The sequence below is a fragment of the Methylocystis sp. S23 genome (genome assembly GCF_054106005.1).
The window spans coordinates 945,149-969,565 of record NZ_CM134185.1 but is presented as its reverse complement, the minus strand read 5'-3'; the positions used below and the strand labels follow the sequence as shown (position 1 = coordinate 969,565).

Genomic DNA, 24,417 nt, shown 5'->3' with positions numbered 1-24,417 from the left:
TGACGATAGGACACCAATGTCCTACCCTTCAACAAGTTGAAGTTGCGGAAATGCTTAACATGCCCCCTGGACCGACGCCAAATACGACCGCCGGCGCCGCCCCGCGCCGGGTCTGGACTCAGGCCGACATTATCGCGGCGCTCGCAAATCGCGAGGCGCGCATCACTAAGCTCGCCCAGCGCGTCGGCCTCGAACGCAGCACGCTCTCCAAGGCGCTCACCACCCGCGATATGGCGCCGTCCCACCGGATCATCGCCGCCGCGATTGGGGCAACGCTGCACGAGCTGTTTCCCGATTGGTATGGGCCCGACAACAAGCCCCTGCCGCCGCCGCTTGATCACGGCTGACCCTTTCCGGGCGCGCCCCCCTTGAGCGCCCGGATCGCGCGGCGGGCCTGCTCCCGCCCCAGGCTCCTCGGCCCGCCGCGCTTTTCATTCACAGGCTGCGAAGAGACCCATGAACCGCCGAAATCTTGCGCTCGATAAATTGTTCGTCCCCGAGACCCGCATCCGCACGCTCGACCGAGCCTGGGCAGAGGCGATCGCCGCGAATATGGCCGAGCGGGGACAGTTGCAGCCCATTCTAGTCCGTCAGGAAGGCGAGCGCTTTCGCGTCATCGCCGGCGAGCATCGCTATGAGGGCGCGAAGATGCTGGGCTGGACGATGATCGACTGCAGCGTCGTCGGCGAGGAGGTGTCTGACGAAGAGCTCGAACTCTACGAAATCGACGAAAATCTATTTCGCAACGACCTGTCGCCGCTGGAGCGCGATATCAGCCTTGCGCGGCGAAAGGAGCTTTACGAGCGTCTGAGCCCGAATGCGGCGACCCACGGCGGTGACCGAAAATCAAAACGACAAAATGTCGCTTTGATCGCCTTCTCCAAGGACGCGGCCCGCAAGACGGGCCTCAACAAGCGCACAATCGAGCGCTCAGTAGCTCGCATCAGGAACCTCGCGCCCGAGGTCATTGCGGCGCTGAGGGGCTCGCCGATCGCCGACAACGCCTCGGAAATCGAGGCGCTCTCCAAGATGCCGCGCGACCAGCAAATCAAGATCGCAGGCGCGATCGCGCGCGGGACGAAGACTCTGCTCAACGCCCGCAAGGCGGTGGGACTCGCGCCCGCGCTGCCGGACCCGACCGACGCGGCCTACGCGAAGATCGAGGCCGCCTGGGCGCGCGCGCCGAAGGCGGCGCGCGAGAAGTTCCTCGACGCGATCCTGCCCACCTGGCGCAAGCTGAAGGTCACGATCGAAGAGCCGGCGCCGAAGGCCTCCGACGCTCCCGCCAATGACGACGAGGCGGGAGACGAGGAATGACGCGCGAATTTGACTGCATCGAGTGCGGCCGGCGCATCGTCAGTTTTGGCCTCTGTCCGGGGGCAGATCACTCCCTCTGCGGGATGTGTCTGGTGAACCCTGGCTGGTTCAAGATCGCAGCCGTGCGGGCAGTCGTCGATCCTGACCACGATGGCCTCGACGCCGTCGAACGTCTCCAATCAAAGGAGACGCGCTGACCCATGGCTCGCGGCGCCCGCATCATCCCCCTGCCCGCTTCCGAGCGCTCTCGCGAGATCGCGATCGAGGGCGACAAGCGTCAGATCGAGATCACCTTCGAGTCGACTCTGACGGGGCGGCAGCGCCAGACCATGCAGGCGCGGGCCGCGTTGCTCCAATATTGCGACGCCAAGGCGGTGACGGGCCTGTCCATGCTGGCGGCTTATGAAGCCACGGCGCGCGAGGCCAATGCCGGCCTGTTGCCCGCCCATCTGCAGTCCCTCGTGCCCGTGGCCAATGACCGCTCCGGCGGATCCGCGCGCCTCTCCGCGCGCACGCTGCGCCGCTGGGCGGCGGATCGCAAGAAGGCTGGCGTCGCCGGCGTCGCGCCGTCGAAGACGCGCGAGCGCGAGCCCGCCCCCGCGTGGATGGACGCCTTCCTGAGCTATTACGCGCGGCCGATGAAGCCCTCGATCGCCGACGCGATGCGTCAATGGCAAGAGGATCATCCCGAAGCGACGCTGCCCTCCTATTCGGCCGTGCGCGCCGCGCTCGACAAGCTCTCGCATATGGAGCGGGCGCGGGGCCGCGAAGGCCGCCTCGCGCTGAAGGCGCGGCAGGCCTATGTCAAGCGCGACACCTCGGACCTCTTGCCCGGCTCGGTCTACGCGGCCGACGGCACCACCTGGGACCGCGAGGTCGAGCATCCGATTCACGGTCGGCCCTTCAAGCCGGAAATAACGGCGATCATCGACGCGCATACCCGCATGTGCGTGGGCTGGAGCGCCGGGCTCGCCGAGGGCTGGCAGGGGACGATCGACGCGTTGCGCCACGCCTGCTCGGCCTGCATTCCCGCGATCTTCTACTCCGATCGCGGCTCGGGCTACGTCAACGAGCGCATGGATTGCGAGATCACGGGATTCCTCGCGCGCCTCGGCGTCACGCCCATGCGCGCGCTGCCTTATCATTCCTGGGCCAAGGGCAATGTCGAGGCATTTCAGAAGCAATGGATCACACTCGCCAAGCGCGCGCCGACCTTCACTGGCGCGGGCATGGACAAGGAGGCCAAGCAGCTCGTCTTCAAGACGACGCGGCGCGACATCGCGCTCGTCGGCGCGTCCCGGCTGCTGACGTCCTGGGGCGACTTCCTCGGCGAGGTCGCGGATTTCATCGGCAAATATAATGCGCGCCCGCATCGCGGCCTGCCGCGCATGCGCGACGCGGAGACGGGCGTCAAGCGGCATCTCTCGCCCAATGAGATGTGGGCGAAGGCCATCGCCGAGCGCGGCTTCGAGGCGATGGTCCCGACGCCGGAGGAGATGGACGATCTCTTCCGCCCCTATGAAATCCGCACGGCGCGCCGCTGTTGCGTGCAGCTCGGCACGAACTCCTATTTCGATCTCGCTCTCGACCCCTTCCACGAGCAGGAAGTCATGGTCGGCTACGACATGCGCGACGCTACGCGCGTCTGGGTGCGCGAGATCGACAAGACGAAAGACGGGCGAATCCCGGGCCGGCTGATCTGCGTCGCCCGCTTCGAGGGCAACAGCCAGCGCTACGTGCCGGTGAGCATGGAGCAGCGCGCGATGGAGAAGCGCGCGCTGGGCCGAAAGCGCCGGCTCGAAGGGCATCTGTCCGTCGTCGAGGCGGAGCTGCGACCGGGCGTGACGCTCGATCCCGCCAATGCGCCGCATCTCGAAATCCCGGCGCCCGTTTCTTTTTCCGCGAGCCCCGCTCGCGATTCCGAATCCTCGCAAGAGGAGGCGGCTTCCCCGGCGCGTAGCGTCGTCAGCGAAGAGGTAGAGCGTTTCGCTGCTGTCGGGGAAGCCGTGAGTAACAGCGGTCGTCCGGCGTTTGTGGACGACGCGGCCTTCGCGCGCTGGATCGTCGCGCATGGGGCCGAAGCGACGGAGACGGACCGCGCCTACGCGGCCGAACTCATCAACGATCGAACGACAAGGGAAATGCTCCGGATCAAGGGCGTGGACATCGTGGCGTTGCAGGCCATCGCGGTCCGCAGAGACGCCTGATCCGGAGCGTCAGCGAAGAAGGCTTTGATACATGAAAAAGGCATTCGTCGAAACCGAAAATGTCGCCCGGTTTCTCGACGCGCTCGCCGGCCTGCAGAAGCGCGGCGCCGACGAAGCGAATCTGATGGTCGTCGACGGCGAGCCCGGGCTCGGAAAATCCACCACCATGGAATGGTGGGCGACGCAGCACGGCCTGCCGTTTCTGCGCGCCTGCAAGGAATGGACGCCCGCCTGGTTCTTGTCCGATCTTCTCGGCGAGCTCGGCGTCGCGCCGCAGCGCTCGGTGGAGCGGCGCTACAAGCAGGCGCTCGCGGAGCTGACGCAGCGTCGCGGCCATGCGGATCTGCAAAAGCAGGTGTTCGCGCTGGTGCTCGACGAGGCGGACCATGTCTCGCGCAGCGGCGCCATCATGGAGACGATCCGCGATCTCTCCGACAATGGCGACATTCCCGTCATCCTCGTCGGCATGGGCCGGCTGCGGGACAATCTCACGCGATTTCCCCAGATCGCCTCCCGCATCTCTCGCTACGCCCGCTTCGAGCAGGCCTCACGCGACGACGTGCGCCGCATGCTCGACGCGCTCTGCGACTATCCGGTCGATGAGATGCTTACCGATTTCGTGCATCGCGTGACGCTCGGCCGCAACCGCGAGATCAAGGAGGCGATCCGCGCGATCGAGGCCTTCGGCCGGCGCAACGGCGCGGGCGCGCAGAGGCCTGTGCGGCTCGCCGATCTCGCCGGCCAGACGCTCATCAACGATCGCCGCACTGGCCAGCCCATCGCCGTCCCGGGAGGCCTGTGATGGCGGACACCAAAGCCCGGCAGGGCGATGCATCCCAGGCGGTGGCGGCGGCCTTGCGGCGCGGGCCGCTCACCACCGAGCAGCTCGCGAGGCGAGTCGGTAAGCCGCGCAAGGCGGTGGCCGAGACCGTCGGCCGCCTCATCATCGGCGGCTATGTCGAGCGCAGCGAGCGCGGCGTCTACAGCCTCTCCGAGGAGGGCAAGCGCAAGATCGAGTCGGGCGAGCGCTTTCGCCCGGGCCCGCGCGGGCCGCTCGCGAATCCGCAGGCGCCAAAGACCGGCCGGCTACGCCAGCGCGCCTGGAACGCGATGCGCATCAAGAAACGGTTCACGGTCGAGGACCTCGTGACGCTCGCCTCGCGCGGCGGCGAGAAGCTGCCGCACAACAATCTCCAGCGCTATCTGCGCGCCCTCGCCGCCGCCGGCTACGTCACGAAGCGCGCATCGCGCTCGATGGAAGGGCAATCGCCCGCCTCGAACGGCCTCATCGTCTACCGGCTCGAAAAGAACTCGGGCGAGGTCGCGCCGAGCGTCGCGCATGACGGCCGCTCGATCTTCGATCACAACACGAAGGAGCGCGTGACATGGTGACTCCTCAGCTCGACGGGCCGGCGCTCGATATTCTGCGCGCGGCGGTGGAACGCAGCTCCATTGCGGCGGTGGCGCGCCAGCTCGACTATTCGCGCCCGGCGGTCTCGCAGGCGCTCGCCGGCAAATATCCGGGCGACGCGCGCCATCTGCGCGCGGCGATATTGGAGACGCTTACTGGCCGGCATAACTGCCCGGCGCTGGCGCGCGAGGTGGCGCAGAGCGAATGCGCCGCCTTCCGGGCGAAGCCCCTGCCCTGCGGTCCCCGCAGCGCCGTAGCGCGCTGGGAGACATGCCAGCGCTGCGATTTCAACCCGGCGAGCATGGGAGGCGTCGATGGCTGAGCCCGTCCCCTGCTGCCTCTCCGAGGACCTGAAGATCTTCGCGACCATGATCGACGAGCGCTACGCCAACGGCGAGACGCTGTCGGATGAAAGCTTTGCGATCATCGTCACCGCGTTTCGCATGTTCTCGGTGGAGGCGCGGTCCCTCGAAGACGAGCTGCTCCTCCTGCAGAGCCGCCTCAACGCCGCCGACTGCCGCATCGAGGCGCTGACGATCCCCGATTATCTCGGCGATCATCTGCGCGAAGCGGCGATCCGCGACGGCGAGCGCGCGGGTCGCGTCGTCGATCTGCGCGCGATCTTCCGCGACGAGCAGGAATACAATCGCGCCTCGCGGGACGACGGAGACGCGGCATGACCGCCTCCGTCGCCCTGGCCGACATCATCGACGTCGTCTGCGAGCATTTCCGTTGCTCGAAGATCGACCTGCGATCGCAGCGTCGGACCGCGAAAATCGTCGAGCCGCGTCAGATCGCCATGTATCTCGCCGCGAAGATCACGGAAAAAAGCCTGCCGCAGATCGGCAATGCGCTGGGCGGACGCGATCACACGACCGTGCTGCATGGCGTTCGCAAGGTCGAGGGGATGCTGGCGCGCAACGCCTGCACGCCGCTCGCCCATACCGTCCTCACGCTCGAAGCCGCCGCGCTGGCCCTGGCCGAGCTGCGCGGACGCGGCGTGCTGCCCGAGCCCGAGGAGGAGATCGCGCCGATCGACCTCGCGCGGCGCGTCTATGCGGGCGGGCGCAGCGCGGCGATGCGTCTGCCGGCCGACAAGATTTTGGAGCTCGCCGACGCGCTGATCGCCGCCGAAGAAGAGCGCGAGATGCTGGCGCGCGGAATCGCCCCGGCGCCGCTTTTCGTCGAGGCGCCGTCCGGACTCCTCTTCGACATCGTCCACGATTTCGTGGGCGCCGAGGCGATGCTGCGCTCTCATCCCTCCATCAATCTGCGCGCCGTGCGCGACGCCGCCGTCGAGCAGATGCGCCGTCGTGCGGGCGAGAGCGGCGCGGTCGACGCGGCCGTCGCCGCCTATGACGCTATGCGACAGGCCGAATTCACGGCCGCCGAGCGCGACGCGACCGAGCGCTACCGCCACGCCGTGAGGGCGCTCGCCAATGGATTTCTGAAAACACAGGAGATCGCCTCCAATGTCTGACCATATCCACATGATCAACGGCAAACCGCACCGCCTGGACGCTCGCGGCGCCTATGTGCCGGAGGCGGCCATCAAGCCGATGGATCTCCTCATCGACGAGCAGGTGCGCAAAATCATGGGCTTTGCTCTCGACCTCAACGGGCGCATCGCACGCTTCCGCGGGCACACCTTCGACGACATCGGCTCGCTGCAGGCGCTGATCGACCAGGAATATGGCGCGAAGCTCGGCGGCAAGAAGGGCAATCTCACCCTCACCACCTTCGACGGTCTCATGAAGGTGCAGGTGCAGGTGCAAGATCAACTCGACTTCGGTCCAGAGCTGCAATCAGCCAAGAAGATCGTCGACGAATGCCTGATCGAATGGTCGGCTGAATCGCGCGACGAGCTGCGCGCCCTCGTCACCCGCGCATTCCAAGTCGACAAGGAAGGCAAGATCAACCGCGCCGACATCTTCACCCTGCTGCGCGTCGAGATCGAGGACGAGCGCTGGCAGCGCGCCATGGGCGCCGTGCGCGATTCCATTCGCATCATCGGCTCGCGCACCTATGTCCGTTTTTTCGAGCGCGACGCGCCGGACGCCGACTGGCGCTCGGTGACCATCGATCTGGCCAATGCGTAAGGGGTAGCGTCATGACCGAGTGGAAAGGCTTCAAGATCGTCGACATGCGCGTGCGCCCGCACGCGGCGGTGAGCGAGGGCGTAAAGACGATGGTCTACATCGTCGAGGCCTTCGTCGTGGAGGAAGGCAGCGCGGGCTGCTGGCTCGCCTTCGCCAACCGCGACGGGGCGATCTCCCGCACATCCTCGAAAGAGGCCGTCAGCTTCGAGCGCCTCATGCGCTCGCGCTACGGCCTGCCGGTTCCGCAGATGGAGGATGCGGCGTGAAAGACCTCGTGCCCTTAAAAGAGTGCCCCGTTGGCCTCTTCGAGTTTTGCGGGACTCTTTGTCTCATGACCGAATATTCGGGTCCGTCTGAGGGGGGATGGAATCGAGACGCCTATGTCGTCGAGAGCGGCGAATACTTTTGGGGCAACGCGACGACGGCGGAGGAACGTGACGCGTTGCTTGTCCGGCCCATTGACCGTGTAACTCTCAGAAAGGTGCATCAAAATCTGCGCACGGCGAGGGTCATATCGTGACCACCCTCGCCCAAACCAAGGCCATCCACGCGCTGCTGCGTAAAATCCCGCACTACACCGATGACGACTATCGCGCCTATCTGCGCCGCGATTTCGGCGTCGCGTCCTCGAAGGACCTGACGACCGCGCAGGCCGAGCGGGCGCGCAAAATGCTTCAGACGCTCGCCGGCGACAATGGCAAGGTCCGGCGTGCGAGCGTCACGGCCGAGGGGCCCTTCGCGAAGAAGCTGCAGGCGCTGTGGATCAGCGCCTACCATCTCGGCGTCGTCCGCAGCCGCGACGACAAGGCGATGATCGCCTTCGTCGAGCGTCAGACGAAGGTCTCGCACACGCGATTCCTGACGGACGCCGGCGACGCGAAGAAAGCCGTCGAGGCGCTCAAGAGCTGGATCGCGCGCGAGGCCGGAGTCGAATGGCCGGATCGCGACGAGTCCGAGGGCGCGATCGACACGAAGCGCGCCGTGGCGAAAGCCGCTTGCCGCCGCATGGTCGAGATGGGCGCCTTCGATCTTCACGGCTTCGACTTCGAGCAGTCCTGGCCCTCTGCATTCGTCAACTGGGCCTTCAAATCCGGCCATGTCCCGGTCGCCAACGAGGCCGCCTATCAGCCTGAGCACTGGGACGCGATGACGGCGGCCGCCGGGCGCCGCATGCGCGTGAAGGCCGGCGCGAAGAAGACGAGGGCGGCATGAAACAGCGCAAACCCCTCACCCCCGCCGCGCTCGACCGCATCTACGGCGCGCGGCTGATCAAAGCCGCCGGCTTCGACCGCTCGGCCATCCTGAAATTCGCTCGCGCGTGGATGCGCGATCAGCAGGTCTCCTGGGGCCATGCGCAGCGGCACGCCTGGGCGGTCGCGCGCGGGCAGATGGATAAAGCCCGCGCCTTCGACGCCGCGCCGAGGCCGGCGCAAATCGAATGGAGGATGGCGGCGTGAATCATCGCTCGGACATCATCGATCTCGACCTGCATTTCCACCATGAGACCGAGAAGGCGATCCTCGTCTCGGAGAACGGCATTCGCGACGCAGGCCAATGGCTGCCGAAGTCGCGCATCGAATTCGAACGCCGGGCCGACGGCTCCGTCGTCGTTTCCCTCCCGGAGTGGCTCGCCGAAGAAAAGGGGCTGATGTGATGCAGAGGATATCGGAAGAATATTTGAGCAAGCCGCTCACAGTGAGGCCAGGAGACCGTTTGCATCGGCTCGTCGCTCTACTCTTCGACACGTGGTTCGACGATCTGACCACGGAGCGCATCGCTGAGCTGGAGCGTCTCGTCGAATCGTGGCGGTGGTGCGATTCAAACGCCAATCGCGTCGACACGGATGACTGATGACGCCGGCCTCCAGCTCGATCTCTTTCGGCGCGTGCACAAGCCGCGCGCGCAGCGGATGCGCTACGCCGATCGGGGCAGGGACGCGCTCGGCGATTACCACCTGTTTCGCTGCCGGCGATGCGGCGGCGAGCTGAAATATCGGTGCGAGGTGAAGATCGGCGTCAATGCCGGCGACGTGACCAGCGTCGTGTTCGCGCGCGGCTTGCCGTGCGACGCCTGCAACAAGGGGAAATGAGCGATGAAGCGGACTGTTGAGGTAGTCTTTGTCGTCGATGTCGAGATGGACGAAGCGAAATTCACGCCCGAGTTCATGGCGGAGTTTTATAAGCATTTCTTCCACATTGACACGCTCGACGAACACGCCGGCCATATCGCCCAGCTTGCCGTCCGCGAGGTGCTCGATGAGCGGTTCACCGAGGGATATGGCCCGCTGAAGGATATGGGGATCGAGGCGAAGGTGCACATGTTTGACAAGCCGCGCATCATTGAGATCGCGGAATGAAGAAAGCGGCTCTCCTCCTCTCCGCCCTCGCGCTCACCGCCCCCGCCCAGGCCGGCTGGTGCCAGATCGACCGGCTCGCTTATGCGCCGGCCGAGGACCTGGAAGCGATCGACGTCGCGCTGATCGGCGCCGCAAGGAAGCGCATCGACTTCGCCGCTTACGCCTTCACGGACGTCCGCATCGTCGAGGCGCTGGACGCGGCGGCCACGCGCGGCGTGGCGATCCGCCTCTATCGGGACGCCTCCCAGGCGACGATCCCCATGCCGGGCCCGCTCGCGCGCGCCTATGACCGACTCGCCGCGCGCCGCAATGTCGAGATCAGATACAAGGGCGACGGCCCCTTCATGCATCTCAAGGCTTATGCGGTCGACGGCGCCGTGCTGCGCGAGGGCGCCGGCAATTTCTCGCATTCGGGCCTCACCCGCCAGGATAATTCCCTGATCGTTCTGCGCTGCAAAGCGGCCGTAATGCGCTTTGAAAGCGCCTTCGAAGCTATGTGGAGGCGGCCGTGACGCTCCCTCCGTCTCGCATCGGCGAAAAAGGCCAGCGCTTTGAAATCCGCTGGCGGCGGCGCGGCGACGCGCCCGACTCTCATCGCATGCTCGGCTGGGCGGTCAAAATCGTGGGCGCGCGCGAAATGCGCGCCGCCTGGTGGCAGGCGCCGGACGTCGCTGTCGTCTGGATCATCGACCGCGAGACAGGCAAGCGCGTGTCATGACCATCCTCGCCGATCTCGACCGCGCGGAAATCGAGGAGCTGGCGCGCCTCTATCGCGTCTCGGAGATCGGCGTGCTCACTGCGCGGGCGAACGTCGCCCGCCGTCATGCGGACCGGGCCAAATCCCGCTGGCGCGCGGAATCGGAGAGGACGGCGGCATTGGCGAAGGCGGCAAGCGAGATCGGCAAGCGCGACGGATTCAGGGGCGACGCATTTCGCGACGCGCACGCCGCGGCCCACGCCCAGCGCGGTCTCTCGCAGGACGCCGAGCGCGCCTATGTGCGCGCCGAGAAGAAGGCTCAGGCCGCGGAGCGGGCGCTGAAGCGGGCAAAGGGGGCGCTGGCTTGACGATCTATGTCACCGATCACGCGCTTCTGCGATACATCGAGCGCATTCACGGCGTCGACGTCGAAACGCTGCGCAAGGATCTGCAGCAAAGGGCGCTGCGCTGCGCGACGGCGGCGCAGATTCTCGGCGCCAGCGAATATCGGATCAATTGCGGCGACATGCAGATGCGCGTCGTGGGCAGGAATGTGGTGACGATCGTGCCTCCGAGGGAGAAGGCATGAGTCAAGCCTGCTCTGGCGTCTATCGCGAGGTGGCGCGGCATTGCGGCATGGACGTCGCCCGCGCGCTGCATCAGCATTATGTCGGCTGGGGGCTCAAAGTCCCGAAGCGCGTCAGCGCCGATCATCCGATCGCGCGGCGCATCGGGTTCGATCTCGCGCAGCGCCTGTGCCGGCATTTCGGCGGCTCGCAGATCGAGATTCCGTCGCGCTGGCTTTCGGGCAGGGAGCTTGAACGCCTCATCCTCGAACTCTATGCCGACGACCGAAAGATCTGCGACATCGCGGCCGAGACGCGCTGCACGCGCCGGCATGTCGAGATGGTGCTGAAGAAACGCGGCCGTCCGCGCTCGCGGCGCCAGGGAGAGCTGTTCTAGCTGCGAAACCTTCGCAGCGAGCTTCCGGACGAAATCAGCCACCGTGCCTCGAAATGGAGGCTATCGTGGCCACTTCCCAGAAACAAGATTTTACGCGGCTCGTCCCGATCCCCGCCAAGATCAATGTCCGCGTCCAGTCGGCCGGCAATCGCTTCATGCTCGCCTCGCTCGGCAATCCGCGCTCGTCCTACTCGCAGAAATGCCAGGCGGTCGCCAATCGCGCGCTCGTCGCGAAAATCATCGTCGAGAGCGTCGGGCCGTTTCGCGTTTCGGGCTACAAGCCGGCGGTCGACAGCCTCAGGGCGATCATCGCGGACATCAAGGCGGAGCATCCGGAAATCTATCCGCTGCTCGGCACGGCCGGCATGCTCTGCGCGCGCCTGGTGCGCGGCTCGACGAGCTCCATCTCCAATCATTCCTGGGGCACGGCGATTGACCTCACGATCGCCGGCCAGCTCGACGCGCCCGGCAACGGCAAAGTCCAATACGGGCTCACTCTCATCGCGCCGATCTTCAATCGACATGGCTGGTATTGGGGCGCCGGCTTCTCCCGCGAGGACGCCATGCATTTCGAGGCGGGCCGCGCGCTGATCGAGCAGTGGGCCGGCCTGAAAACCGTGCCCGGCGTGCTCGACATGCTCGATCTCGGCGATCGCGGCTCCGCCGTTGCCGATCTACAAAAGCTGCTCAATGCGCGCGGCGAGAAGCTTGTGGCCGATGGAATTTTCGGGCCGTCGACGCGCGCGGCGCTCGTCGCATATCAGGCCGGCGCCGGCCTCGATCCCGACGGCGTCGCCGGGCCGGCGACGCTCGCGAAGCTGCGTGACAAGGGAGTCCCGGCATGAGAGCCGTCATCATGACATTGAGTCTTCTCGGCGCGATCGGCTCCGGCCTCTACGCGATCCTCGCATGGTTCGCGGCGGCCAACAGCAACGCCCAGACGTCTCTTTGGATGCTCCAGGACGCCAAGACGGCCGGCTGGACCTGTTTGATCTGCGCCATCGTCTTCCTCGTCGCGTGGCGCGGGTGATGCGCATGCGTCAGGCCGTCATCATCGCGCTGCTCGCGCTCTCCGCCCTCGGCCCGCTGATCCTGTCGAGCTGCGCCGCCATCCACGCCTGCCAACAGGGACTCTGCCGATGAAAATCACCGACTTTTTGATCGGCGACATCGTCAAGCTGGCGGGTTCGAGCACGAAAATGGTCGTCCACGACATCGATCCGGGCGGCGACGCCGCGCTGATCTAGGGCGAGATCGTCTGCCGCTGGTTCAACGACGCCGGCGATCTACAGGAGTTCCGGTTCAGGCCTGTTGAGCTGATCAATCTCGGGGCGGCGAATTAAACGCGCGGGCTCGAGTCTTTTGAGAGGGGTTTCCCGGCCCATTCAAGCCGGGTCACGAACGAAAGGAAACTGTCATGGAAAAATTGGCTGCGCTGCTTGACGGCAAGAAGACCTATTTCACCGTGTTCGGCATCTTCGTCGCTGGCGGCCTGCAGGCGCTGGGCTACGAGCTGCCGTCGTGGGTTTGGACCATGCTCGGCGGCGCGAGCGCGGGTTCGCTGCGCCTCGCGATCGCCAAGATCGAGAAGAACTGAGCCAGCGGAGCTGAGCTCCGCCGATCAAGCGCGGTCGCCCAAGGGCGGCCGCCTCTTCCCGCCCGGAGACTCCCATGCATCTGGTGGATTGGATCATCCTCGCGATCATCGGCGCGATCGCGGTGTATCTGCATACGGGATATGCGGCGCGCCGCGACATCCGCCGCCTGCTGGAGGAGACGCTCGCCGAGTTGCGGCGAGTCGTGGACGCGCTCGACGAACCCTTCGTCGACCTCGACGACGACGCGCCGGACATGATCGCGGCGCTCGACGCCTGGACCAAGGAACGGCGCCTCGCCGAGGCGAGGGGCCGTTTCGCCGAAATCATGCAGGAGGCCGCGTGACATGAACTGGCTCGCTTTGCTCTTTGTCATCGTCGCCGTCCTCGCCATCGTCGGCGCGCTCGCCTGGCTGATCTGGTCGACGAGCGCCAGTCTCGCCGAGGCGCGGGCCCTCGAAGAGGAGATCGCGGCGGCGCGCCGGCGCGAGGCCGACGCCAAACAAGCCGAGGAGACCCGCCGTGAGATTGATCGCTCTGATTTCGGCGACGCTGTCGATCGACTTTAGCGCCGAGGCGCTCGCCATGTCCTATCCGGTCTATGTCGACGAGACATGCCGGACCATGGTCGAGGCGCGCTCGACGCCGGCGCTGAAGGCCTGGATCAAGCGCCAGTGCCCGCAGGGCGAGGCCTCGGACGCCACGATCTGCAAGGATTTCGCGCCCTTCATTCGCGACGTCGCGGGAAACAACGAAAACTGGCGTCGCAAATGCGCGACGCCGAAACCGTGAATGGAGAGGCCGGTGGTGAACGGGGGGGATTGGGGTAACGCCGCGCAGATCATGTCGGCGGGGGTGGCGGCCGTCGCGCTGATCCTCTCGGCGCTCTCGTTTTTCCGGCACGGAAACGAGAAGGCGATCGACAGCATCAAGGAGGATATGAAGGCGCTGCGCGACGACGACGCGCGGCAATTCGAGCGCATCGACAAGATCGAGGCCGATCTCGCCGGCGTGAAGGCGGACGTCAAGCATCTGCCCACGGTCGACGACGTCCACAAGATCGCCATCGAGCAGGCGCGGCAGGGCGAGATGCTGCGCTCGCTGACGGATGTCTGCGGCGGACTCGCAGGATCCGTGAAGGCGATCGAACGCGCATTGCTGGAGCGCGAGGCGAAATGAGCCTCTCCTCCATCCGCGAACAGGACGCCCGCCTCCTGATTCTTCGCACGCTGGACGCGAGCGCGAAGAACGGCCAGCCGCCGATGCTGACGGCGATGCAGCTCGATCGCGTGCTGACGGGCCATGGCTACATGGACCCACAGGAATGGCTCTATAAGCAGCTCGACTTTCTCGCGCAGATGGGCGCCGTCCAGGTCTCCGACGCCGAATTCGGCAGGTCGGTGTTGCTGCTCGACGCGGGCCGGAACCATCTCGCCATGTCGCCATCGCTGCCCGGCGTCACCACGCTCTCTCTCTCCGAGGTCGGCGCGAGGCTTATCGCCGAGCAAATGAAGAGCAGGTGAGCGATGGCGCGCGACGAACAGAAGCTCCGCGATCTGCGCAAGGCCTATGTCGTCGACGGCCAGTCCCTGCCGCTCGCCGCGCTCGCCGCCGGCGTCCCGGACGGCACGGCGCGGCGCTGGAAGCGCGAGGCGTCGGAGCGGGGCGACGATTGGGACCGCGCCCGCGCGGCGCAGACCATCCAGGGCGCGGGCCGCGATAGTCTCCTGACCAAGGCCGTCGAGGATTTCGTCATCCAGTTCCAGGCGGCGATCACGTCGATTTCGGACGGCGGCGCCGAGATTGATCCGGTCGTCCGCGTCGAGATGCTCGCCAAGCTCTCCGACGCGTTCACCAAGACCATGGCCGCCGCCGGCCGCGTCAGCCCGAAGATTTCGGAGCTGGGCGTCGCGCTCGACGTGCTCAAGCGTTTCGGCGATTACGTCGCCAAGAACCATCCGGACGGCGCCGAGACGCTGATCGAGGCGCTGGAGGGCTTCGGGGCGAGCCTGAGCGAGGTCTATAAGTGATGCGCCCCTTCGGGATGGCGCGGCGCAGCAAGGGCGTGATCGTCGTCGATCCGCCCTGGCTCCAACAGATGCGCTCGGCGAAGGGCGAGGGCAAAGCCCCCCAGGCGCATTATCGCTGCATGACGATCGAGGAGATTTGCGCGCTGCCCGTGGGCGAGCTGGCCTTCCCCGATTGCTGGCTCTTCCTGTGGACCTGCGCGCCGCTGCTCGACAAGGCGTTTGTCGTCATGAACGCCTGGGGCTTCGACTATTGCACGCGCATGGCGTGGCGGAAGATCGGGAGCCGCGGCGGCCAGAAGGTCGGCCCGGGCTTCGTGGTCCGCACGATGCATGAGGACATTCTCATCGGCAAACGCGGCGAGCCGCCGCAACTGAAGGCGCTCCCGTCGATCGTGGAGAGCGAGCCCATGTCCCGTTTTCCTGCATCATCTGATGCAGGGATTTGGGGCGGCTCGATGTTCGACGGACTCGCCCGCGAGCACAGCCGCAAGCCCGATGAGTTCTACCGCCTCGTTGAGGACTTCGCGCTCTCGGAGCATCGCGCCGACCTCTTCGCGCGCACGCGCCGCCCGGGCTGGGAGAGCTTTGGCGACGAGCTGGGCAAGTTCGAGGGGGCGGCATGACGGGAAAGATCGCCTTCAAGGCGCGCATGACGGGCGCCGATCTGAAGCGATGGCTGGCCGAGGAAAAGGAAAATCTCGCCAGGCGCAGAGCGTGCCCCGGCCATCGATTCCCGCTGCTCGTCGCTGAGTGGGATCGGAAATACGAGTGCTCGGTCTGCGGCGCGACGGCGAAGGCCGAATATGTCATGCAATATTGCGAGGGCTTTAAGGCCGCCGGCGGCGATCCGCGTGTGGTCTGCTCCAATGTGGAGGGCGAGGCTTGAAAGTCACCCCCTCCGCCTTCCGCGACGAGATCGCCTCCTTCACGGACGCGCTACGCCGCCGCGTCGAGGCGGAGGTTGACGGCTTTCCGACCGATCCGGCCGCGCGCCGCGAGCGCCTCGCCAAGGTCAAAGAGCCGGCGTCGGGATTCCGTTTTTTCTGCGAGACCTATTTTCCGCACTATTTGACCAAGGCCCCGAACCGGCTGCATCTGCATCTCTTCGAGCGTCTGCCGCAGATCGTCGAGAAGACGCATTCCGGCGAGCGCGGCGCCCGCGAGATCAAGATCGCGCCGCGCGGCTCGGCCAAATCGACGCTCGTCTCGCAGCTCTTCGCGCTCTACTGCGCGCTCTTGAAAAAGCGCCGCTACATCATGATCGGCATGGACGTCTACGAGCAGGCGGCCATCATGGTCGCGGCCATCAAGGTGGAGCTCGAAGAGAATCCGCGTCTCGCCCAGGACTTCCCCGAGGCCGTGGGCCAGGGCCGCGTCTGGCGCGAGGGCGAGATCGTCTTGCGCAACGGCGCGAAGATCGAGGGCGTCGGCTCCAAGCAGAAAGTGCGCGGCCGGCGCAACGGTCCCTACCGCCCGGACCTCTTCCTGCTCGATGACATCGAGAACGACGAGAACGTCCGCAGCCCGGATTATCGCGACAAGCTCGAATCCTGGGTGCTGAAGGCCGTGCTCAAATGCGGCCCGGCCGACGGCTCCATGGATTTGATCGTCGTCGGCACGCTGCTGATGCAGGACGCTGTGCTGGCGCGCCTCGCCAAGAAGCCCGGCTGGCGCACGGACAAATTCGCGTCGATCGTCGAGTGGCCGGCGCGCATGGATCTCTGGGACCAATGGGAAGAGATCCACCGCAATGAGGGCGAGGAGGCCTCCGACGCCTTCTACGCCGCTCGCCAGGCGGAGATGGACGAAGGCGCCGTCCTCAACTGGCCGGAAGAGCAGCCGCTGCTGATGCTGATGAAGGAGCGCGCGGAATCGCCCGCGGCCTTCAAGAGCGAGCGTCAGAACGAACCCGTCTCCGAGAGCGCGCCCTTCCAGAATTTCACATATTGGGTCCGTCTCCCGCCGAATCTCCTGCTTTTCGGCTCGGTCGATCCGTCGCTGGGCAAGAGCAACCGGCGCGCGGATCCGAGCGCGATCATCGTCGGCGGCTTCGACCGCGAGACGGGCGCGCTCGACATTATCGAGGCCTCGGTCCGCAAGCGCCTGCCCGACGTGATCTGCGAAGACGTCATCGCGCTCCAGCGCCTCCATAATTGCGCCCTGTGGTTTATCGAGGCCGTGCAGTTTCAGGAGTTTCTGCGGACGGAAATCATGAAGCGCGCGATCAAGGCCGGCGTCCCGCTGCCGGCGATCGGCGTCACGCCGCTCGCCGACAAGAGGCTGCGCATCGAGCGCCTGCAGCCGCCGATCGCCGCCGGCCTCATCCGCTTCCAGGTCGGGCAGCGCGCGCTGCTCGAACAATTCGAGCAATGGGACCCGAACAACACCGCGAACCATGACGACGGGCCGGACGCCGTCGAGATGCTGTGGACCAACGCCATCCTGCACGCCACGACGCCGCTCGATCCCTCGACCATCGGCCGCATTGGCGGGCGCGAGACGATCGGCGGCTATCGGCTCGGCTCCGGATTGAGAGGCTATCGCCTATGAAAACTTCCAAGCCCAGCTCCAAGGCCAAGGCGCTCGTCGAAGGGAAGGCGAAGGCGCCGCCTTCTGGCCTCATCGCCTCGGCCGCCGTCGACATCACCATTCCGCGCTACACCAAGGTGCTCCGTCCGAGCGACGAAACCTTGCTCCACAATGGCGGCGGCAAGGGGATCGCGCTTTACCGCGAGGTCCTGAGGGATGGCCGGGCCTATTCCGTGCTTCAGAAGCGCAAGCGCGGTCTCGTAAAGCGCGAATTTGTGGTGAAGCCCGCGAGCGAGGCGCGCATCGACAAAAAGGCCGCGCAGATCTGCGAGCGGCAATTGAAGGCGCTCGATCTCAACGCGGCGACGCTCGGCCTGCTCGACGCGACGCTGATGGGATTCGCCGTGGGCGAGGTGGTGTGGGAGCGCGACGCCGGCGAGATCGTCGCGCGCAAGTTCCCGACGCATGATCAGCGCCGCTTCGTCTTCGGACCCGAGGGCGATCCTCGCCTCCTCACCTGGGAGAATATGGCCTGGGGCGAGGAGCTGCCTGATCGCAAGTTCATCGTGCATCGCTTCGAGCGGCTGTCGTCGGACCCTTACGGCTGGGGCCTCGGGCGCATCCTCTTCTGGCATGTCCTCTTTAAGAGGGAGGGCGTCGCGTTTTGGATGAAGGCCTTGGAGCGCTTCGCGACGCCGCTGCCCGTCGCCAAATATCCGATGGGGTCGCTGCCGGACCAACAGAGGATTCTGCTCGAGTCGCTCGTCGGCGCGCTCGTCGAGGGCGCGCTCGTCGTCCCGGCCGGGACCGAGATCGACTTCGCGACGGCCGCCGTCAGCGGCACGCTGACGCATGAATCCTGGTGCCGCTATTGGGACGAGCAAACGGCGGAGACGGTTCTCGGCGAGACGCTCTCGACTAATATCGGCAGTTCCGGGAGCAAGGCCGCGGCCTCGACGCATAAGGAGGTCAGCGATGAGCTGATCGACGGCGACGCGGAGCTGCTCGGCAAGACGCTGCAGGAGACGCTGCTCTCCTGGATCACGCTTTACAACGTCCCCGACGCACAGCCGCCGCTCGTGACCTGGCCGCGCCCGCGCGAGATCGCGGAGGAGGAGGAGGCGTTCTCGAAGCGCGCCGACCGCCGCAAGCGCGATCTTTCGAACCTCGCGCAGATGAAGGCCATGGGCTGGGCGCCGGCCGACGAGCAGGCGTTGGTCGAGGAGATCATGGACACGGAAGTCGTCGCCGTGGCGCCCGCGCCCGCGCCGGGGGACGACGCGGAGGTCCCGCCGCCGCCGACCGGAACGACCTCGTCTTTCGCCGAAGGCGAGCCCGACGTCGAAGAGCAGGCGGCGCTCCTCGAGGAGCAGACCGCGCCGATGATCGGCGGATGGTTCGACGCCATCCAGGCGGCGATCGGCGAGCTGCTCGCGCAAGGCAAGGACCTCGCCGATCTGCCGGAGGCATTGGAGGCGCTGTTCCCGGCGCTCGATGAAAAGAAGCTCGCCAGGGCGCTGGGCGCGGCGTTCTCGGGGACGCGCAAGCAGGCGCGGGCCGATCTGCAGGCGCAGATCAAATGACGCATCCCATCGAGGCGCTCTTCGCCGACAATCCGGGAGACGAGCTTCCCGACGACGCCTCGCCGCCCGAGGGCGAGGGCGTCGAGCTGCCAAAGGCGGCGTCCGGCGCGGCGGCCGGCCGCCACGTCGCCCGCGCCATCAAGGAGGGCGTGATCGCCGATGTCTACGAGGCGCTGAGCGAAGCGATCGCCGCCGGCGAGACGCTCCAGACCTTCACCGAGCGCGTCCAGGAGATCGCCCGCACGAAGGGCTGGTTGGCGACGCAGACCGAGCAGCATCGCGCCTGGCGCGCCCAGATCATCTTCGAGACGAATATGCGGATGCATTATCAGGCGGAGCGCTTCCGGCAGCTCTCCGAGCCGTCGATGATGGAGTTTTATCCCTACTGGCAATATGTGCATGGGCAGCTTCGCACGCCGATGCGCCCGCGTCCGGAGCATGTCGCCTTGGACGGGCTCGTGATTCGCGCAGACGATCCCTGGTGGCGGAAGTATTTCGGGCCGAACGGATGGGGCTGCACCTGCGGCGTGCGCGTCGTGTCGCGCTGGGACCTGACGCGGATGGGCAAGAACGCGCCCGACGAGCCGCCGAAATGGGGGACGGTGAAATACGCCGATCCCCTCACGGGAGAGACGCGCGATATTCCGAAGGGCATTGATCCTGGATTCGACTGCACGCCCGTCGAATGGATCGAGCGCCTGCCGCTGCGCGCGAAGGAAATGCGCCAGAAGGCCTTCCAGGAAGCCGAGAAGGCGCGGGCCGCGAGGCCGCCGATCGAGGTGAGGCTGTGAGCATCGAGATCAAGATCACGATTCCCGAAAGGGGCGAGGGCCTCGATCGCTTCAAGGAGAAGATGAATCGGCTCGACGAGATGTGGCGCATCGTCGAGCAGCGCGAGCTGGAACTGACCTTCGAGCGCTTCTCAACGAAAAAGACTCCGGACGGCGCGGCCTGGCCGGCCAACAAGCCGCTGACGCTGATGCTCCGGCGCGGCGGCTCGATGATGAATGTGAGCGGCGCGCTGAAAGGCTCCATCACCGCCTCGGGCGGCGGGCTGCGCTACGTCATCGAGCCGCATACGGTCTACGCCGCCATTCACCAATTCGGCGGGACGATCGTTCCGAAGAAGGGGAAGTATCTGCGCATCCCGATCGGGAAGGGCGTGCGCATGAGCGCCGAGACGGCCGCGCGCGCCGGCGTCGAGACGACGCGCGGCCGCAAGGGCAAGGACGGGCAGATCGTCCACGGCAAGAGCAAAGCGGATGGCGCGATCTTCCTCAAGCAGGTGACGATCCCGGCGCGCGAATATCTCGGAATCGGCGCCAAGGATCGCGAGATGATAGAGACGACCGTCCGAGAGTGGTTCGGGCGGTAGCGCCGTCCGGAAGAGACATCCCCATAAACGGCCGCTGATGCGCGGAACGCGCGTCCCGCTACCCATATAGCGGCCCCTACCGAATCCTAGCGTCAGATGGGCGTCAGATTTTCGGCAATCGCCCCTCCAAGCTGACGTTCGTCCCTCGCTTGCCAAAGCGGGCGTCGGAGGCGATGCTTTCACGCGTCTCCTCTCCCGAGCGGCGGAGAGGCTGCGAACTCTTCGCAGCGAAAAGCCCCCTCGCGGCGGGCAATGTGCGGCCCGTCAAATCGAGGGTCGCATGAATTCAGCAAAACGCATCGAGGTCTTCAAGCCCGGCGTCTTCACGCCGCTGGTTGGCGAGCCCATTGCGTTTTCGGCCGCCGATCTCGCTTTGCTCGCCCAGGAGTATGACCATGTAAGCGCCCCCGCGCCGATCGTCGTCGGCCATCCCAAGACGGACTCGCCCGCCTATGGGTGGGCGAAGTCCTTCGTTTGGGACGAGGGCGCGCAGAGGCTCTTCGCGGAGCCGGAGAAGCTCGCTCCCGCCTTCGAGGATGCGGTGCGCGCCGGCGCCTACAAGAAGATCAGCCTCTCATTGTTCCGCCCTGACGCGCCGAACAATCCGCGACCCGGCAAATGGTATCCGAAACATATCGGATTTCTCGGCGGCGCCGCGCCTGCCGTTCCCGGCCTCGCGCCGGTGGAGCTGGCGACGGACGACGAAAGCTGCGTCAGCATCGAATTCGGCGACGGCGCCTTCATGGACGTCGCCTCTCTGTTTCGCGGACTGCGCGACTGGATCATCGAGAAGAACGGCCGCGAGGAGGCGGAGCGCGTTCTGCCGAATTGGACGATCGAATGGATCGAGCAGGCCGCGCGCCGCGACGATGACGGTCCCGGCCTCTCCTACGCAGAACCCCAGGAGTCCCAAATGAGCAAGGAACAGGATGCGGCCTTCGCCGAGCGCGAGGCCGCGCTGAAGGCCCGCGAGGACAATCTCGCAAAGCAGGAGGCCGCGATCGCCGATCAGGCGCGCAAGACGCGGCATGAAGGGCATGTCGCCTTCGCCGAAAAGCTCGCCGACGAAGGCCGGCTTCTCCCCGTCTTCGTGCAGAAGGTCGCCGGCGCGCTCGACGCGCTCGCGGATCAGCCGGCCGAGGCGAGCTTCGCCGAGGGCGACAAGATCGAAAAGAAGGCGGCGCTCGACATCGTCAAGGAAGTGCTCGCGGGCGCGCCGAAGATCGTCGAGTTCGGCGAGAAGAAACTTGCCGCCGACAGGTCGTCGCCGGGCGCGGCCGAATTCTCCGCCCCCGCTGGCATGGACGTCGATCGCGAGGGCCTGGAGCTGCAGGCCAAGGCGATCGCCTATCAGAAGCAGAATCCGAGCGTCTCTTTCGTCGACGCCGTAAAGGCCGTGGGAGGCAAGTGACATGGGCTACGTCAATCACGTCACGCTCTCCGACACGCGCAAGGCGTCGGGCGTGGTCGTCCAGAACCGCTTCGTGAAGTTCGACGGCGCCCAGGCGGGCGCGGGCGATCTCGTCCATGGCGTCGCGGCCTATGACGCCGCCGACGGCCAGCTCTACGCCTCGAACATGACCGGCCTGCTCTCGGTCGAGGCCGGCGCCCCGGTCAATGCCGGGCAACGCGTCAAGAGCGACCTCCAGGGCCGCGCCATTCCGGCGCTGGATACGGACGACGCGGTCGCCATCGCCGACTCGACGGTCGCCGGCGCCGGCTACGCGCTCAAGATCGTGCGCCTCTCGATCACGCTGCGCGCCATCGCCTGACGCTTCTTAGGAGAAACCCATGGCCCCCCAGAACATGAACCTCGGCCAGGCGCGGGTCATCGATCCGATCCTCACCACGCAGGTTCGCGGCTACACCAACGCGCAATACATCTTCCCCGCGCTCTTCCCCTACGCGAACATTCCCGTGCGCGGCATGCGGATCATTCGCTTCGATCAGCGCGCCTTTCGCGTCGAGAGCGGCACGCGACGGGCGCCCGGCACGCCGACGCCCGCCCTTACCTTCGGGTTCGAAAGCGATCCCGTGGCGCTCTACCAGGATGCGCTCGACGCCGTAGTGCCGCGCGAAATCCAGGAGGAGGCGGCGGCCGTGCCCGGCATCGACATGGGCGCGCGGGCCGTGCAGCTCGTCACGGATAAGATCGACCTCGGCCACGAGGTCGCGTGCGCCGCGCTCGCCATGACGCCCGCGAATTACAGCGTTGGCCAGAAGACCGGGCTCACGGGAACGGACAAATTCTCGGACCCCGCCAGCGATCCGCTGCAGATCGTCGGGGATTTGAAGACCAAGCTTGCGAAGCGCATCGGTCGCCAGCCGAACACCATGGTCTTTGCGCTCGACGTGCTGCGCGCGCTGACGCGCAACTCGAAGATCAAGGATCAATTCAAATATACGAGCGGCGAGTCGATCACGGTCGACATGATCGCGCGCTATCTGCAGATCGAGAAGATCGTTGTGGGCGAGGCGATCTATCTGCCCGAGGGGGCGGCCGACGGCGCGGGCCAGTTCGTGTGGGGCGGCGGCTCCGTCTGGCTCGGCTATGTCGATCGCGGCGGCAGCTACCAGGTCCCCTCCTACGCCTACACCTATCGCCTCAACGGCTATCCCATCGTCGAGCAGCCCTATTGGGACCGCTCGCGAAAGAGCTGGATTTACGGCCTCACGCAGGAGCGCGCGCCCGTCGTCGCCATGCCGGACGCCGCCGAGCTCATCTACAACGTGCTGTAAGGAGGTCCTATGGCCAAGGCTCCCCAGAAGGCGGCCGTTAAGGCGGATGGCGCGCGCTACACCTATCCCGTTCTGGGCGCGCTGCTATGCGACGGCGAGACGTTCGACGCCGGCGACACGATCGAGATGACCGCCAAGGAGGCGCAGCCGCTCATCGACGGCGGCACGCTCGGCGCGGCGCTCGCGGCCGTCAACGCTCCCGCGTAGCGCGTCAAAGGACATCCCATGCCGCAAGAGCTTCTGACGGTCGATGAGTTCGTCGCGCGCATCGGCGCGACGATGGCCGACGACGTCGCCGGCTCCGGCCTGCGAGGCCAGCGCACGCTCGACACGGTGAAACTCTCCGGCGCGATCGGCTATACGGAGGCGCTCGTCGTCGGCTATCTGGCCGCGCGCTACAAGAAGCCCTTCGATCCCGTTCCGGACATCGTGAAGGGATGGGTGACGGACATCGCGCTCTATCGCCTGCGTTACAAGGTGGGCGACACGTCCGGCGTCGCCGAGCAGATCAAGCAGCGCTACGAGGACGCGATGGAGCAGCTGCGCGACGCGCAGAAAGGCCGGCTCGTCGTCGATCCGACGCAGGGCGGCGTGGACGATCAGCCCGCCCAGGAAACCCCCGTGCTCTACAAGGGCAGGCCGTCTCGGGCGGATGAAATCCTCGACAGCTTCGCGCTCTCGACCGGCGGCGGGATTCGGCGCTCATGACGATCCTGCCGGACGATCCCTCGCCCGCTCTCGCTGCGGCGCTCTCCGGCGCCCAGGAGACGCCCGTCACCTGGCCGGTCACATTCGTCGACGCGGTCAAGGCGATCCTGACCGAGGCCATGCCGGGGCAGTTCAAGGTCGCGGATTTTCCCGACCGGCCGGAGGATTTCGACATCGGCGAATATGAGGGCGCGGTCCTCGTCCACTGGATCGGCTCCAAATATGCGCCCTCCAACGGCGTCATGCCGATCAACAAGAAGCGCCGCTTCACGTTCGACGTCGCGGTCATTGCGCGCGGCGTTTCCGGCATGCTCGGCGCGCCCAACGTCATCGAGCTGGTGCGCCAGACGCTGCAGGCCCGGGTGATCGAGGGCGCGACCGCGCTCGATCCGGTCGACGACGGACTCGCCGGGCGCAACGATCAGACATGGCGCTACGACATCACCTTCCAGGCCGAGGCGCCCGCGATCGGCGGGCGCTGGCCGCATCCGAGCGAGGCTCCCTGATGAAATTCATTTGGAACGGCCCCTCCGGCGCCGAAACGATCTATCCGGCCGACGTTGGATTCGAGAACGGCAAGGCGAATAAGGAGCCGCTGTTCGAGGGCTGGCTGACGCCCGGCAAGACGACGCTCGATCTGCCCGAGGATCATCCTCAGGCGCTCGTCTGGAAGGCGCGCGGCTGGCTGAAGCCGGCCACAGAAGAGCCGGTTGCGGAAGAGCCCGCGACGGAAGAGCCGGTCGTGGAAGAAGCGGCCGAAAAGGCTCGCGCTTCGCGCCGCACCCGCCGTAACAGCGAAGGAGCCTGA

Annotated in this window: 44 protein-coding genes; all 44 read left to right on the top strand. The window is 66.3% G+C overall.

Annotation, left to right across the window (positions count from 1 at the left end; all coding sequences use genetic code 11):
- Positions 1-50 precede the first annotated feature (50 nt).
- The gene (locus ACV7JP_RS05030; RefSeq protein ID WP_457798138.1) at positions 51-347 is read left to right on the top strand and encodes a helix-turn-helix domain-containing protein; all 297 of its coding nucleotides are present in this window, start codon (positions 51-53) and stop codon (positions 345-347) included.
- Positions 348-456: 109 nt separating this feature from the next.
- Positions 457-1,317, top strand: a complete 861-nt coding sequence (locus ACV7JP_RS05025) for a ParB/RepB/Spo0J family partition protein (RefSeq protein WP_457798137.1) — start codon at positions 457-459, stop codon at positions 1,315-1,317.
- Positions 1,314-1,514 (top strand): hypothetical protein, encoded by a 201-nt coding sequence (locus tag ACV7JP_RS05020; RefSeq protein ID WP_457798136.1) that lies wholly within the window; start codon positions 1,314-1,316, stop codon positions 1,512-1,514. Before ACV7JP_RS05025 ends, ACV7JP_RS05020 begins: the two co-directional genes overlap by 4 nt.
- Positions 1,515-1,517: 3 nt before the next feature.
- Positions 1,518-3,524 (top strand): Mu transposase C-terminal domain-containing protein, encoded by a 2,007-nt coding sequence (locus ACV7JP_RS05015; RefSeq protein WP_457798135.1) that lies wholly within the window; start codon positions 1,518-1,520, stop codon positions 3,522-3,524.
- Positions 3,525-3,555: 31 nt separating this feature from the next.
- Positions 3,556-4,326: an AAA family ATPase gene (locus ACV7JP_RS05010; RefSeq protein ID WP_457798134.1), complete on the top strand. Its 771-nt coding sequence runs from the start codon at positions 3,556-3,558 to the stop codon at positions 4,324-4,326.
- Positions 4,326-4,916: a hypothetical protein gene (locus ACV7JP_RS05005; protein ID WP_457798133.1), complete on the top strand. Its 591-nt coding sequence runs from the start codon at positions 4,326-4,328 to the stop codon at positions 4,914-4,916. Before ACV7JP_RS05010 ends, ACV7JP_RS05005 begins: the two co-directional genes overlap by 1 nt.
- Positions 4,910-5,257 carry a hypothetical protein gene (locus tag ACV7JP_RS05000; protein ID WP_457798132.1) on the top strand — a complete coding sequence of 116 codons (348 nt, stop codon included), beginning with the start codon at positions 4,910-4,912 and terminating at the stop codon, positions 5,255-5,257. Before ACV7JP_RS05005 ends, ACV7JP_RS05000 begins: the two co-directional genes overlap by 7 nt.
- Positions 5,250-5,615: a hypothetical protein gene (locus ACV7JP_RS04995; protein WP_457798131.1), complete on the top strand. Its 366-nt coding sequence runs from the start codon at positions 5,250-5,252 to the stop codon at positions 5,613-5,615. The genes ACV7JP_RS05000 and ACV7JP_RS04995 overlap by 8 nt, the downstream gene beginning before the upstream one ends.
- Entirely contained in the window at positions 5,612-6,415 is an 804-nt protein-coding gene (locus tag ACV7JP_RS04990) for a helix-turn-helix domain-containing protein (protein ID WP_457798130.1), read from the top strand. The genes ACV7JP_RS04995 and ACV7JP_RS04990 overlap by 4 nt, the downstream gene beginning before the upstream one ends.
- Positions 6,408-7,034 carry a DUF3164 family protein gene (locus ACV7JP_RS04985; protein ID WP_457798129.1) on the top strand — a complete coding sequence of 209 codons (627 nt, stop codon included), beginning with the start codon at positions 6,408-6,410 and terminating at the stop codon, positions 7,032-7,034. The genes ACV7JP_RS04990 and ACV7JP_RS04985 overlap by 8 nt, the downstream gene beginning before the upstream one ends.
- Before the next feature lie 11 nt (positions 7,035-7,045).
- The gene (locus ACV7JP_RS04980) at positions 7,046-7,300 is read left to right on the top strand and encodes a hypothetical protein (protein WP_457798128.1); all 255 of its coding nucleotides are present in this window, start codon (positions 7,046-7,048) and stop codon (positions 7,298-7,300) included.
- 250 nt (positions 7,301-7,550) lie between these two features.
- The gene (locus tag ACV7JP_RS04975) at positions 7,551-8,246 is read left to right on the top strand and encodes a regulatory protein GemA (RefSeq protein WP_457798127.1); all 696 of its coding nucleotides are present in this window, start codon (positions 7,551-7,553) and stop codon (positions 8,244-8,246) included.
- Positions 8,243-8,491 (top strand): hypothetical protein, encoded by a 249-nt coding sequence (locus ACV7JP_RS04970; RefSeq protein ID WP_457798126.1) that lies wholly within the window; start codon positions 8,243-8,245, stop codon positions 8,489-8,491. Before ACV7JP_RS04975 ends, ACV7JP_RS04970 begins: the two co-directional genes overlap by 4 nt.
- Positions 8,488-8,688, top strand: a complete 201-nt coding sequence (locus ACV7JP_RS04965) for a hypothetical protein (RefSeq protein ID WP_457798125.1) — start codon at positions 8,488-8,490, stop codon at positions 8,686-8,688. The genes ACV7JP_RS04970 and ACV7JP_RS04965 overlap by 4 nt, the downstream gene beginning before the upstream one ends.
- A gap of 59 nt (positions 8,689-8,747) precedes the next feature.
- Complete coding sequence (locus ACV7JP_RS04960) at positions 8,748-8,885, top strand: hypothetical protein (RefSeq protein WP_457798124.1); 138 nt, start codon at positions 8,748-8,750, stop codon at positions 8,883-8,885.
- Positions 8,878-9,123 carry a hypothetical protein gene (locus ACV7JP_RS04955; RefSeq protein WP_457798123.1) on the top strand — a complete coding sequence of 82 codons (246 nt, stop codon included), beginning with the start codon at positions 8,878-8,880 and terminating at the stop codon, positions 9,121-9,123. Before ACV7JP_RS04960 ends, ACV7JP_RS04955 begins: the two co-directional genes overlap by 8 nt.
- A gap of 3 nt (positions 9,124-9,126) precedes the next feature.
- A complete protein-coding gene (locus ACV7JP_RS04950) occupies positions 9,127-9,390 on the top strand; it encodes a hypothetical protein (protein WP_457798122.1) in 264 nt (87 codons plus the stop codon).
- Positions 9,387-9,902 (top strand): phospholipase D-like domain-containing protein, encoded by a 516-nt coding sequence (locus ACV7JP_RS04945; protein WP_457798121.1) that lies wholly within the window; start codon positions 9,387-9,389, stop codon positions 9,900-9,902. Before ACV7JP_RS04950 ends, ACV7JP_RS04945 begins: the two co-directional genes overlap by 4 nt.
- Complete coding sequence (locus ACV7JP_RS04940) at positions 9,899-10,108, top strand: hypothetical protein (RefSeq protein ID WP_457798120.1); 210 nt, start codon at positions 9,899-9,901, stop codon at positions 10,106-10,108. Before ACV7JP_RS04945 ends, ACV7JP_RS04940 begins: the two co-directional genes overlap by 4 nt.
- Positions 10,105-10,455: a hypothetical protein gene (locus ACV7JP_RS04935; protein ID WP_457798119.1), complete on the top strand. Its 351-nt coding sequence runs from the start codon at positions 10,105-10,107 to the stop codon at positions 10,453-10,455. The genes ACV7JP_RS04940 and ACV7JP_RS04935 overlap by 4 nt, the downstream gene beginning before the upstream one ends.
- Complete coding sequence (locus ACV7JP_RS04930) at positions 10,452-10,676, top strand: hypothetical protein (protein WP_457798118.1); 225 nt, start codon at positions 10,452-10,454, stop codon at positions 10,674-10,676. The genes ACV7JP_RS04935 and ACV7JP_RS04930 overlap by 4 nt, the downstream gene beginning before the upstream one ends.
- Positions 10,673-11,050 carry a Mor transcription activator family protein gene (locus ACV7JP_RS04925; RefSeq protein ID WP_457798117.1) on the top strand — a complete coding sequence of 126 codons (378 nt, stop codon included), beginning with the start codon at positions 10,673-10,675 and terminating at the stop codon, positions 11,048-11,050. The genes ACV7JP_RS04930 and ACV7JP_RS04925 overlap by 4 nt, the downstream gene beginning before the upstream one ends.
- A 65-nt stretch (positions 11,051-11,115) precedes the next feature.
- Positions 11,116-11,895, top strand: coding sequence for a peptidoglycan-binding protein (locus tag ACV7JP_RS04920; RefSeq protein WP_457798116.1), 780 nt, complete (start codon positions 11,116-11,118; stop codon positions 11,893-11,895).
- Positions 11,892-12,080, top strand: coding sequence for a hypothetical protein (locus ACV7JP_RS04915; RefSeq protein WP_457798115.1), 189 nt, complete (start codon positions 11,892-11,894; stop codon positions 12,078-12,080). Before ACV7JP_RS04920 ends, ACV7JP_RS04915 begins: the two co-directional genes overlap by 4 nt.
- Before the next feature lie 387 nt (positions 12,081-12,467).
- The gene (locus ACV7JP_RS04910; RefSeq protein WP_457798114.1) at positions 12,468-12,647 is read left to right on the top strand and encodes a hypothetical protein; all 180 of its coding nucleotides are present in this window, start codon (positions 12,468-12,470) and stop codon (positions 12,645-12,647) included.
- A 74-nt stretch (positions 12,648-12,721) separates the two neighbouring features.
- Complete coding sequence (locus tag ACV7JP_RS04905) at positions 12,722-12,991, top strand: hypothetical protein (protein WP_457798113.1); 270 nt, start codon at positions 12,722-12,724, stop codon at positions 12,989-12,991.
- A gap of 1 nt (position 12,992) precedes the next feature.
- A complete protein-coding gene (locus ACV7JP_RS04900; RefSeq protein ID WP_457798112.1) occupies positions 12,993-13,214 on the top strand; it encodes a hypothetical protein in 222 nt (73 codons plus the stop codon).
- Entirely contained in the window at positions 13,168-13,437 is a 270-nt protein-coding gene (locus ACV7JP_RS04895) for a hypothetical protein (protein WP_457798111.1), read from the top strand. Before ACV7JP_RS04900 ends, ACV7JP_RS04895 begins: the two co-directional genes overlap by 47 nt.
- The gene (locus ACV7JP_RS04890; protein WP_457798110.1) at positions 13,438-13,824 is read left to right on the top strand and encodes a hypothetical protein; all 387 of its coding nucleotides are present in this window, start codon (positions 13,438-13,440) and stop codon (positions 13,822-13,824) included. It begins immediately after the preceding gene.
- Positions 13,821-14,168: a hypothetical protein gene (locus ACV7JP_RS04885; RefSeq protein ID WP_457798109.1), complete on the top strand. Its 348-nt coding sequence runs from the start codon at positions 13,821-13,823 to the stop codon at positions 14,166-14,168. Before ACV7JP_RS04890 ends, ACV7JP_RS04885 begins: the two co-directional genes overlap by 4 nt.
- A gap of 3 nt (positions 14,169-14,171) precedes the next feature.
- A complete protein-coding gene (locus ACV7JP_RS04880; RefSeq protein ID WP_457798108.1) occupies positions 14,172-14,675 on the top strand; it encodes a DUF1804 family protein in 504 nt (167 codons plus the stop codon).
- Entirely contained in the window at positions 14,675-15,298 is a 624-nt protein-coding gene (locus ACV7JP_RS04875) for an MT-A70 family methyltransferase (protein ID WP_457799032.1), read from the top strand. The genes ACV7JP_RS04880 and ACV7JP_RS04875 overlap by 1 nt, the downstream gene beginning before the upstream one ends.
- Complete coding sequence (locus ACV7JP_RS04870; RefSeq protein WP_457798107.1) at positions 15,295-15,561, top strand: hypothetical protein; 267 nt, start codon at positions 15,295-15,297, stop codon at positions 15,559-15,561. The genes ACV7JP_RS04875 and ACV7JP_RS04870 overlap by 4 nt, the downstream gene beginning before the upstream one ends.
- Positions 15,558-17,225, top strand: a complete 1,668-nt coding sequence (terL, locus tag ACV7JP_RS04865; RefSeq protein WP_457798106.1) for a phage terminase large subunit — start codon at positions 15,558-15,560, stop codon at positions 17,223-17,225. The genes ACV7JP_RS04870 and terL overlap by 4 nt, the downstream gene beginning before the upstream one ends.
- On the top strand, positions 17,222-18,787 hold the full coding sequence (locus ACV7JP_RS04860; RefSeq protein WP_457798105.1) for a phage portal protein family protein: 1,566 nt from the start codon (positions 17,222-17,224) through the stop codon (positions 18,785-18,787). Before terL ends, ACV7JP_RS04860 begins: the two co-directional genes overlap by 4 nt.
- Entirely contained in the window at positions 18,784-19,578 is a 795-nt protein-coding gene (locus ACV7JP_RS04855; RefSeq protein WP_457798104.1) for a phage head morphogenesis protein, read from the top strand. The genes ACV7JP_RS04860 and ACV7JP_RS04855 overlap by 4 nt, the downstream gene beginning before the upstream one ends.
- Entirely contained in the window at positions 19,575-20,162 is a 588-nt protein-coding gene (locus ACV7JP_RS04850; protein WP_457798103.1) for a phage virion morphogenesis protein, read from the top strand. Before ACV7JP_RS04855 ends, ACV7JP_RS04850 begins: the two co-directional genes overlap by 4 nt.
- 280 nt (positions 20,163-20,442) lie before the next feature.
- A complete protein-coding gene (locus ACV7JP_RS04845) occupies positions 20,443-21,573 on the top strand; it encodes a hypothetical protein (RefSeq protein WP_457798102.1) in 1,131 nt (376 codons plus the stop codon).
- Position 21,574: 1 nt separating this feature from the next.
- Positions 21,575-21,934, top strand: coding sequence for a capsid cement protein (locus ACV7JP_RS04840; protein WP_457798101.1), 360 nt, complete (start codon positions 21,575-21,577; stop codon positions 21,932-21,934).
- 19 nt (positions 21,935-21,953) lie between these two features.
- Positions 21,954-22,901, top strand: a complete 948-nt coding sequence (locus ACV7JP_RS04835; RefSeq protein WP_457798100.1) for a hypothetical protein — start codon at positions 21,954-21,956, stop codon at positions 22,899-22,901.
- 9 nt (positions 22,902-22,910) lie between these two features.
- Entirely contained in the window at positions 22,911-23,108 is a 198-nt protein-coding gene (locus ACV7JP_RS04830) for a hypothetical protein (RefSeq protein WP_457798099.1), read from the top strand.
- A gap of 18 nt (positions 23,109-23,126) precedes the next feature.
- Positions 23,127-23,609: a phage protein Gp36 family protein gene (locus tag ACV7JP_RS04825; RefSeq protein ID WP_457798098.1), complete on the top strand. Its 483-nt coding sequence runs from the start codon at positions 23,127-23,129 to the stop codon at positions 23,607-23,609.
- Positions 23,606-24,115: a Gp37 family protein gene (locus ACV7JP_RS04820; RefSeq protein WP_457798097.1), complete on the top strand. Its 510-nt coding sequence runs from the start codon at positions 23,606-23,608 to the stop codon at positions 24,113-24,115. Before ACV7JP_RS04825 ends, ACV7JP_RS04820 begins: the two co-directional genes overlap by 4 nt.
- Positions 24,115-24,417, top strand: coding sequence for a hypothetical protein (locus ACV7JP_RS04815; RefSeq protein ID WP_457798096.1), 303 nt, complete (start codon positions 24,115-24,117; stop codon positions 24,415-24,417). Before ACV7JP_RS04820 ends, ACV7JP_RS04815 begins: the two co-directional genes overlap by 1 nt.

Excerpts from the sequence above, each read along its gene's own strand:
- ACV7JP_RS05030 (WP_457798138.1), top strand. The coding sequence starts at position 51 with ATGCTTAACATGCCCCCTGGACCGACGCCAAATACGACCGCCGGCGCC.
- ACV7JP_RS05025 (WP_457798137.1), top strand. The coding sequence starts at position 457 with ATGAACCGCCGAAATCTTGCGCTCGATAAATTGTTCGTCCCCGAGACC.
- ACV7JP_RS05020 (WP_457798136.1), top strand. The coding sequence starts at position 1,314 with ATGACGCGCGAATTTGACTGCATCGAGTGCGGCCGGCGCATCGTCAGT.
- ACV7JP_RS05015 (WP_457798135.1), top strand. The coding sequence starts at position 1,518 with ATGGCTCGCGGCGCCCGCATCATCCCCCTGCCCGCTTCCGAGCGCTCT.
- ACV7JP_RS05010 (WP_457798134.1), top strand. The coding sequence starts at position 3,556 with ATGAAAAAGGCATTCGTCGAAACCGAAAATGTCGCCCGGTTTCTCGAC.
- ACV7JP_RS05005 (WP_457798133.1), top strand. The coding sequence starts at position 4,326 with ATGGCGGACACCAAAGCCCGGCAGGGCGATGCATCCCAGGCGGTGGCG.
- ACV7JP_RS05000 (WP_457798132.1), top strand. The coding sequence starts at position 4,910 with ATGGTGACTCCTCAGCTCGACGGGCCGGCGCTCGATATTCTGCGCGCG.
- ACV7JP_RS04995 (WP_457798131.1), top strand. The coding sequence starts at position 5,250 with ATGGCTGAGCCCGTCCCCTGCTGCCTCTCCGAGGACCTGAAGATCTTC.
- ACV7JP_RS04990 (WP_457798130.1), top strand. The coding sequence starts at position 5,612 with ATGACCGCCTCCGTCGCCCTGGCCGACATCATCGACGTCGTCTGCGAG.
- ACV7JP_RS04985 (WP_457798129.1), top strand. The coding sequence starts at position 6,408 with ATGTCTGACCATATCCACATGATCAACGGCAAACCGCACCGCCTGGAC.
- ACV7JP_RS04980 (WP_457798128.1), top strand. The coding sequence starts at position 7,046 with ATGACCGAGTGGAAAGGCTTCAAGATCGTCGACATGCGCGTGCGCCCG.
- ACV7JP_RS04970 (WP_457798126.1), top strand. The coding sequence starts at position 8,243 with ATGAAACAGCGCAAACCCCTCACCCCCGCCGCGCTCGACCGCATCTAC.
- ACV7JP_RS04955 (WP_457798123.1), top strand. The coding sequence starts at position 8,878 with ATGACTGATGACGCCGGCCTCCAGCTCGATCTCTTTCGGCGCGTGCAC.
- ACV7JP_RS04950 (WP_457798122.1), top strand. The coding sequence starts at position 9,127 with ATGAAGCGGACTGTTGAGGTAGTCTTTGTCGTCGATGTCGAGATGGAC.
- ACV7JP_RS04945 (WP_457798121.1), top strand. The coding sequence starts at position 9,387 with ATGAAGAAAGCGGCTCTCCTCCTCTCCGCCCTCGCGCTCACCGCCCCC.
- ACV7JP_RS04935 (WP_457798119.1), top strand. The coding sequence starts at position 10,105 with ATGACCATCCTCGCCGATCTCGACCGCGCGGAAATCGAGGAGCTGGCG.
- ACV7JP_RS04925 (WP_457798117.1), top strand. The coding sequence starts at position 10,673 with ATGAGTCAAGCCTGCTCTGGCGTCTATCGCGAGGTGGCGCGGCATTGC.
- ACV7JP_RS04915 (WP_457798115.1), top strand. The coding sequence starts at position 11,892 with ATGAGAGCCGTCATCATGACATTGAGTCTTCTCGGCGCGATCGGCTCC.
- ACV7JP_RS04910 (WP_457798114.1), top strand. The coding sequence starts at position 12,468 with ATGGAAAAATTGGCTGCGCTGCTTGACGGCAAGAAGACCTATTTCACC.
- ACV7JP_RS04905 (WP_457798113.1), top strand. The coding sequence starts at position 12,722 with ATGCATCTGGTGGATTGGATCATCCTCGCGATCATCGGCGCGATCGCG.
- ACV7JP_RS04900 (WP_457798112.1), top strand. The coding sequence starts at position 12,993 with ATGAACTGGCTCGCTTTGCTCTTTGTCATCGTCGCCGTCCTCGCCATC.
- ACV7JP_RS04890 (WP_457798110.1), top strand. The coding sequence starts at position 13,438 with ATGGAGAGGCCGGTGGTGAACGGGGGGGATTGGGGTAACGCCGCGCAG.
- ACV7JP_RS04885 (WP_457798109.1), top strand. The coding sequence starts at position 13,821 with ATGAGCCTCTCCTCCATCCGCGAACAGGACGCCCGCCTCCTGATTCTT.
- ACV7JP_RS04880 (WP_457798108.1), top strand. The coding sequence starts at position 14,172 with ATGGCGCGCGACGAACAGAAGCTCCGCGATCTGCGCAAGGCCTATGTC.
- ACV7JP_RS04875 (WP_457799032.1), top strand. The coding sequence starts at position 14,675 with ATGCGCCCCTTCGGGATGGCGCGGCGCAGCAAGGGCGTGATCGTCGTC.
- ACV7JP_RS04870 (WP_457798107.1), top strand. The coding sequence starts at position 15,295 with ATGACGGGAAAGATCGCCTTCAAGGCGCGCATGACGGGCGCCGATCTG.
- ACV7JP_RS04860 (WP_457798105.1), top strand. The coding sequence starts at position 17,222 with ATGAAAACTTCCAAGCCCAGCTCCAAGGCCAAGGCGCTCGTCGAAGGG.
- ACV7JP_RS04855 (WP_457798104.1), top strand. The coding sequence starts at position 18,784 with ATGACGCATCCCATCGAGGCGCTCTTCGCCGACAATCCGGGAGACGAG.
- ACV7JP_RS04845 (WP_457798102.1), top strand. The coding sequence starts at position 20,443 with ATGAATTCAGCAAAACGCATCGAGGTCTTCAAGCCCGGCGTCTTCACG.
- ACV7JP_RS04840 (WP_457798101.1), top strand. The coding sequence starts at position 21,575 with ATGGGCTACGTCAATCACGTCACGCTCTCCGACACGCGCAAGGCGTCG.
- ACV7JP_RS04835 (WP_457798100.1), top strand. The coding sequence starts at position 21,954 with ATGGCCCCCCAGAACATGAACCTCGGCCAGGCGCGGGTCATCGATCCG.
- ACV7JP_RS04830 (WP_457798099.1), top strand. The coding sequence starts at position 22,911 with ATGGCCAAGGCTCCCCAGAAGGCGGCCGTTAAGGCGGATGGCGCGCGC.
- ACV7JP_RS04825 (WP_457798098.1), top strand. The coding sequence starts at position 23,127 with ATGCCGCAAGAGCTTCTGACGGTCGATGAGTTCGTCGCGCGCATCGGC.
- ACV7JP_RS04820 (WP_457798097.1), top strand. The coding sequence starts at position 23,606 with ATGACGATCCTGCCGGACGATCCCTCGCCCGCTCTCGCTGCGGCGCTC.
- ACV7JP_RS04815 (WP_457798096.1), top strand. The coding sequence starts at position 24,115 with ATGAAATTCATTTGGAACGGCCCCTCCGGCGCCGAAACGATCTATCCG.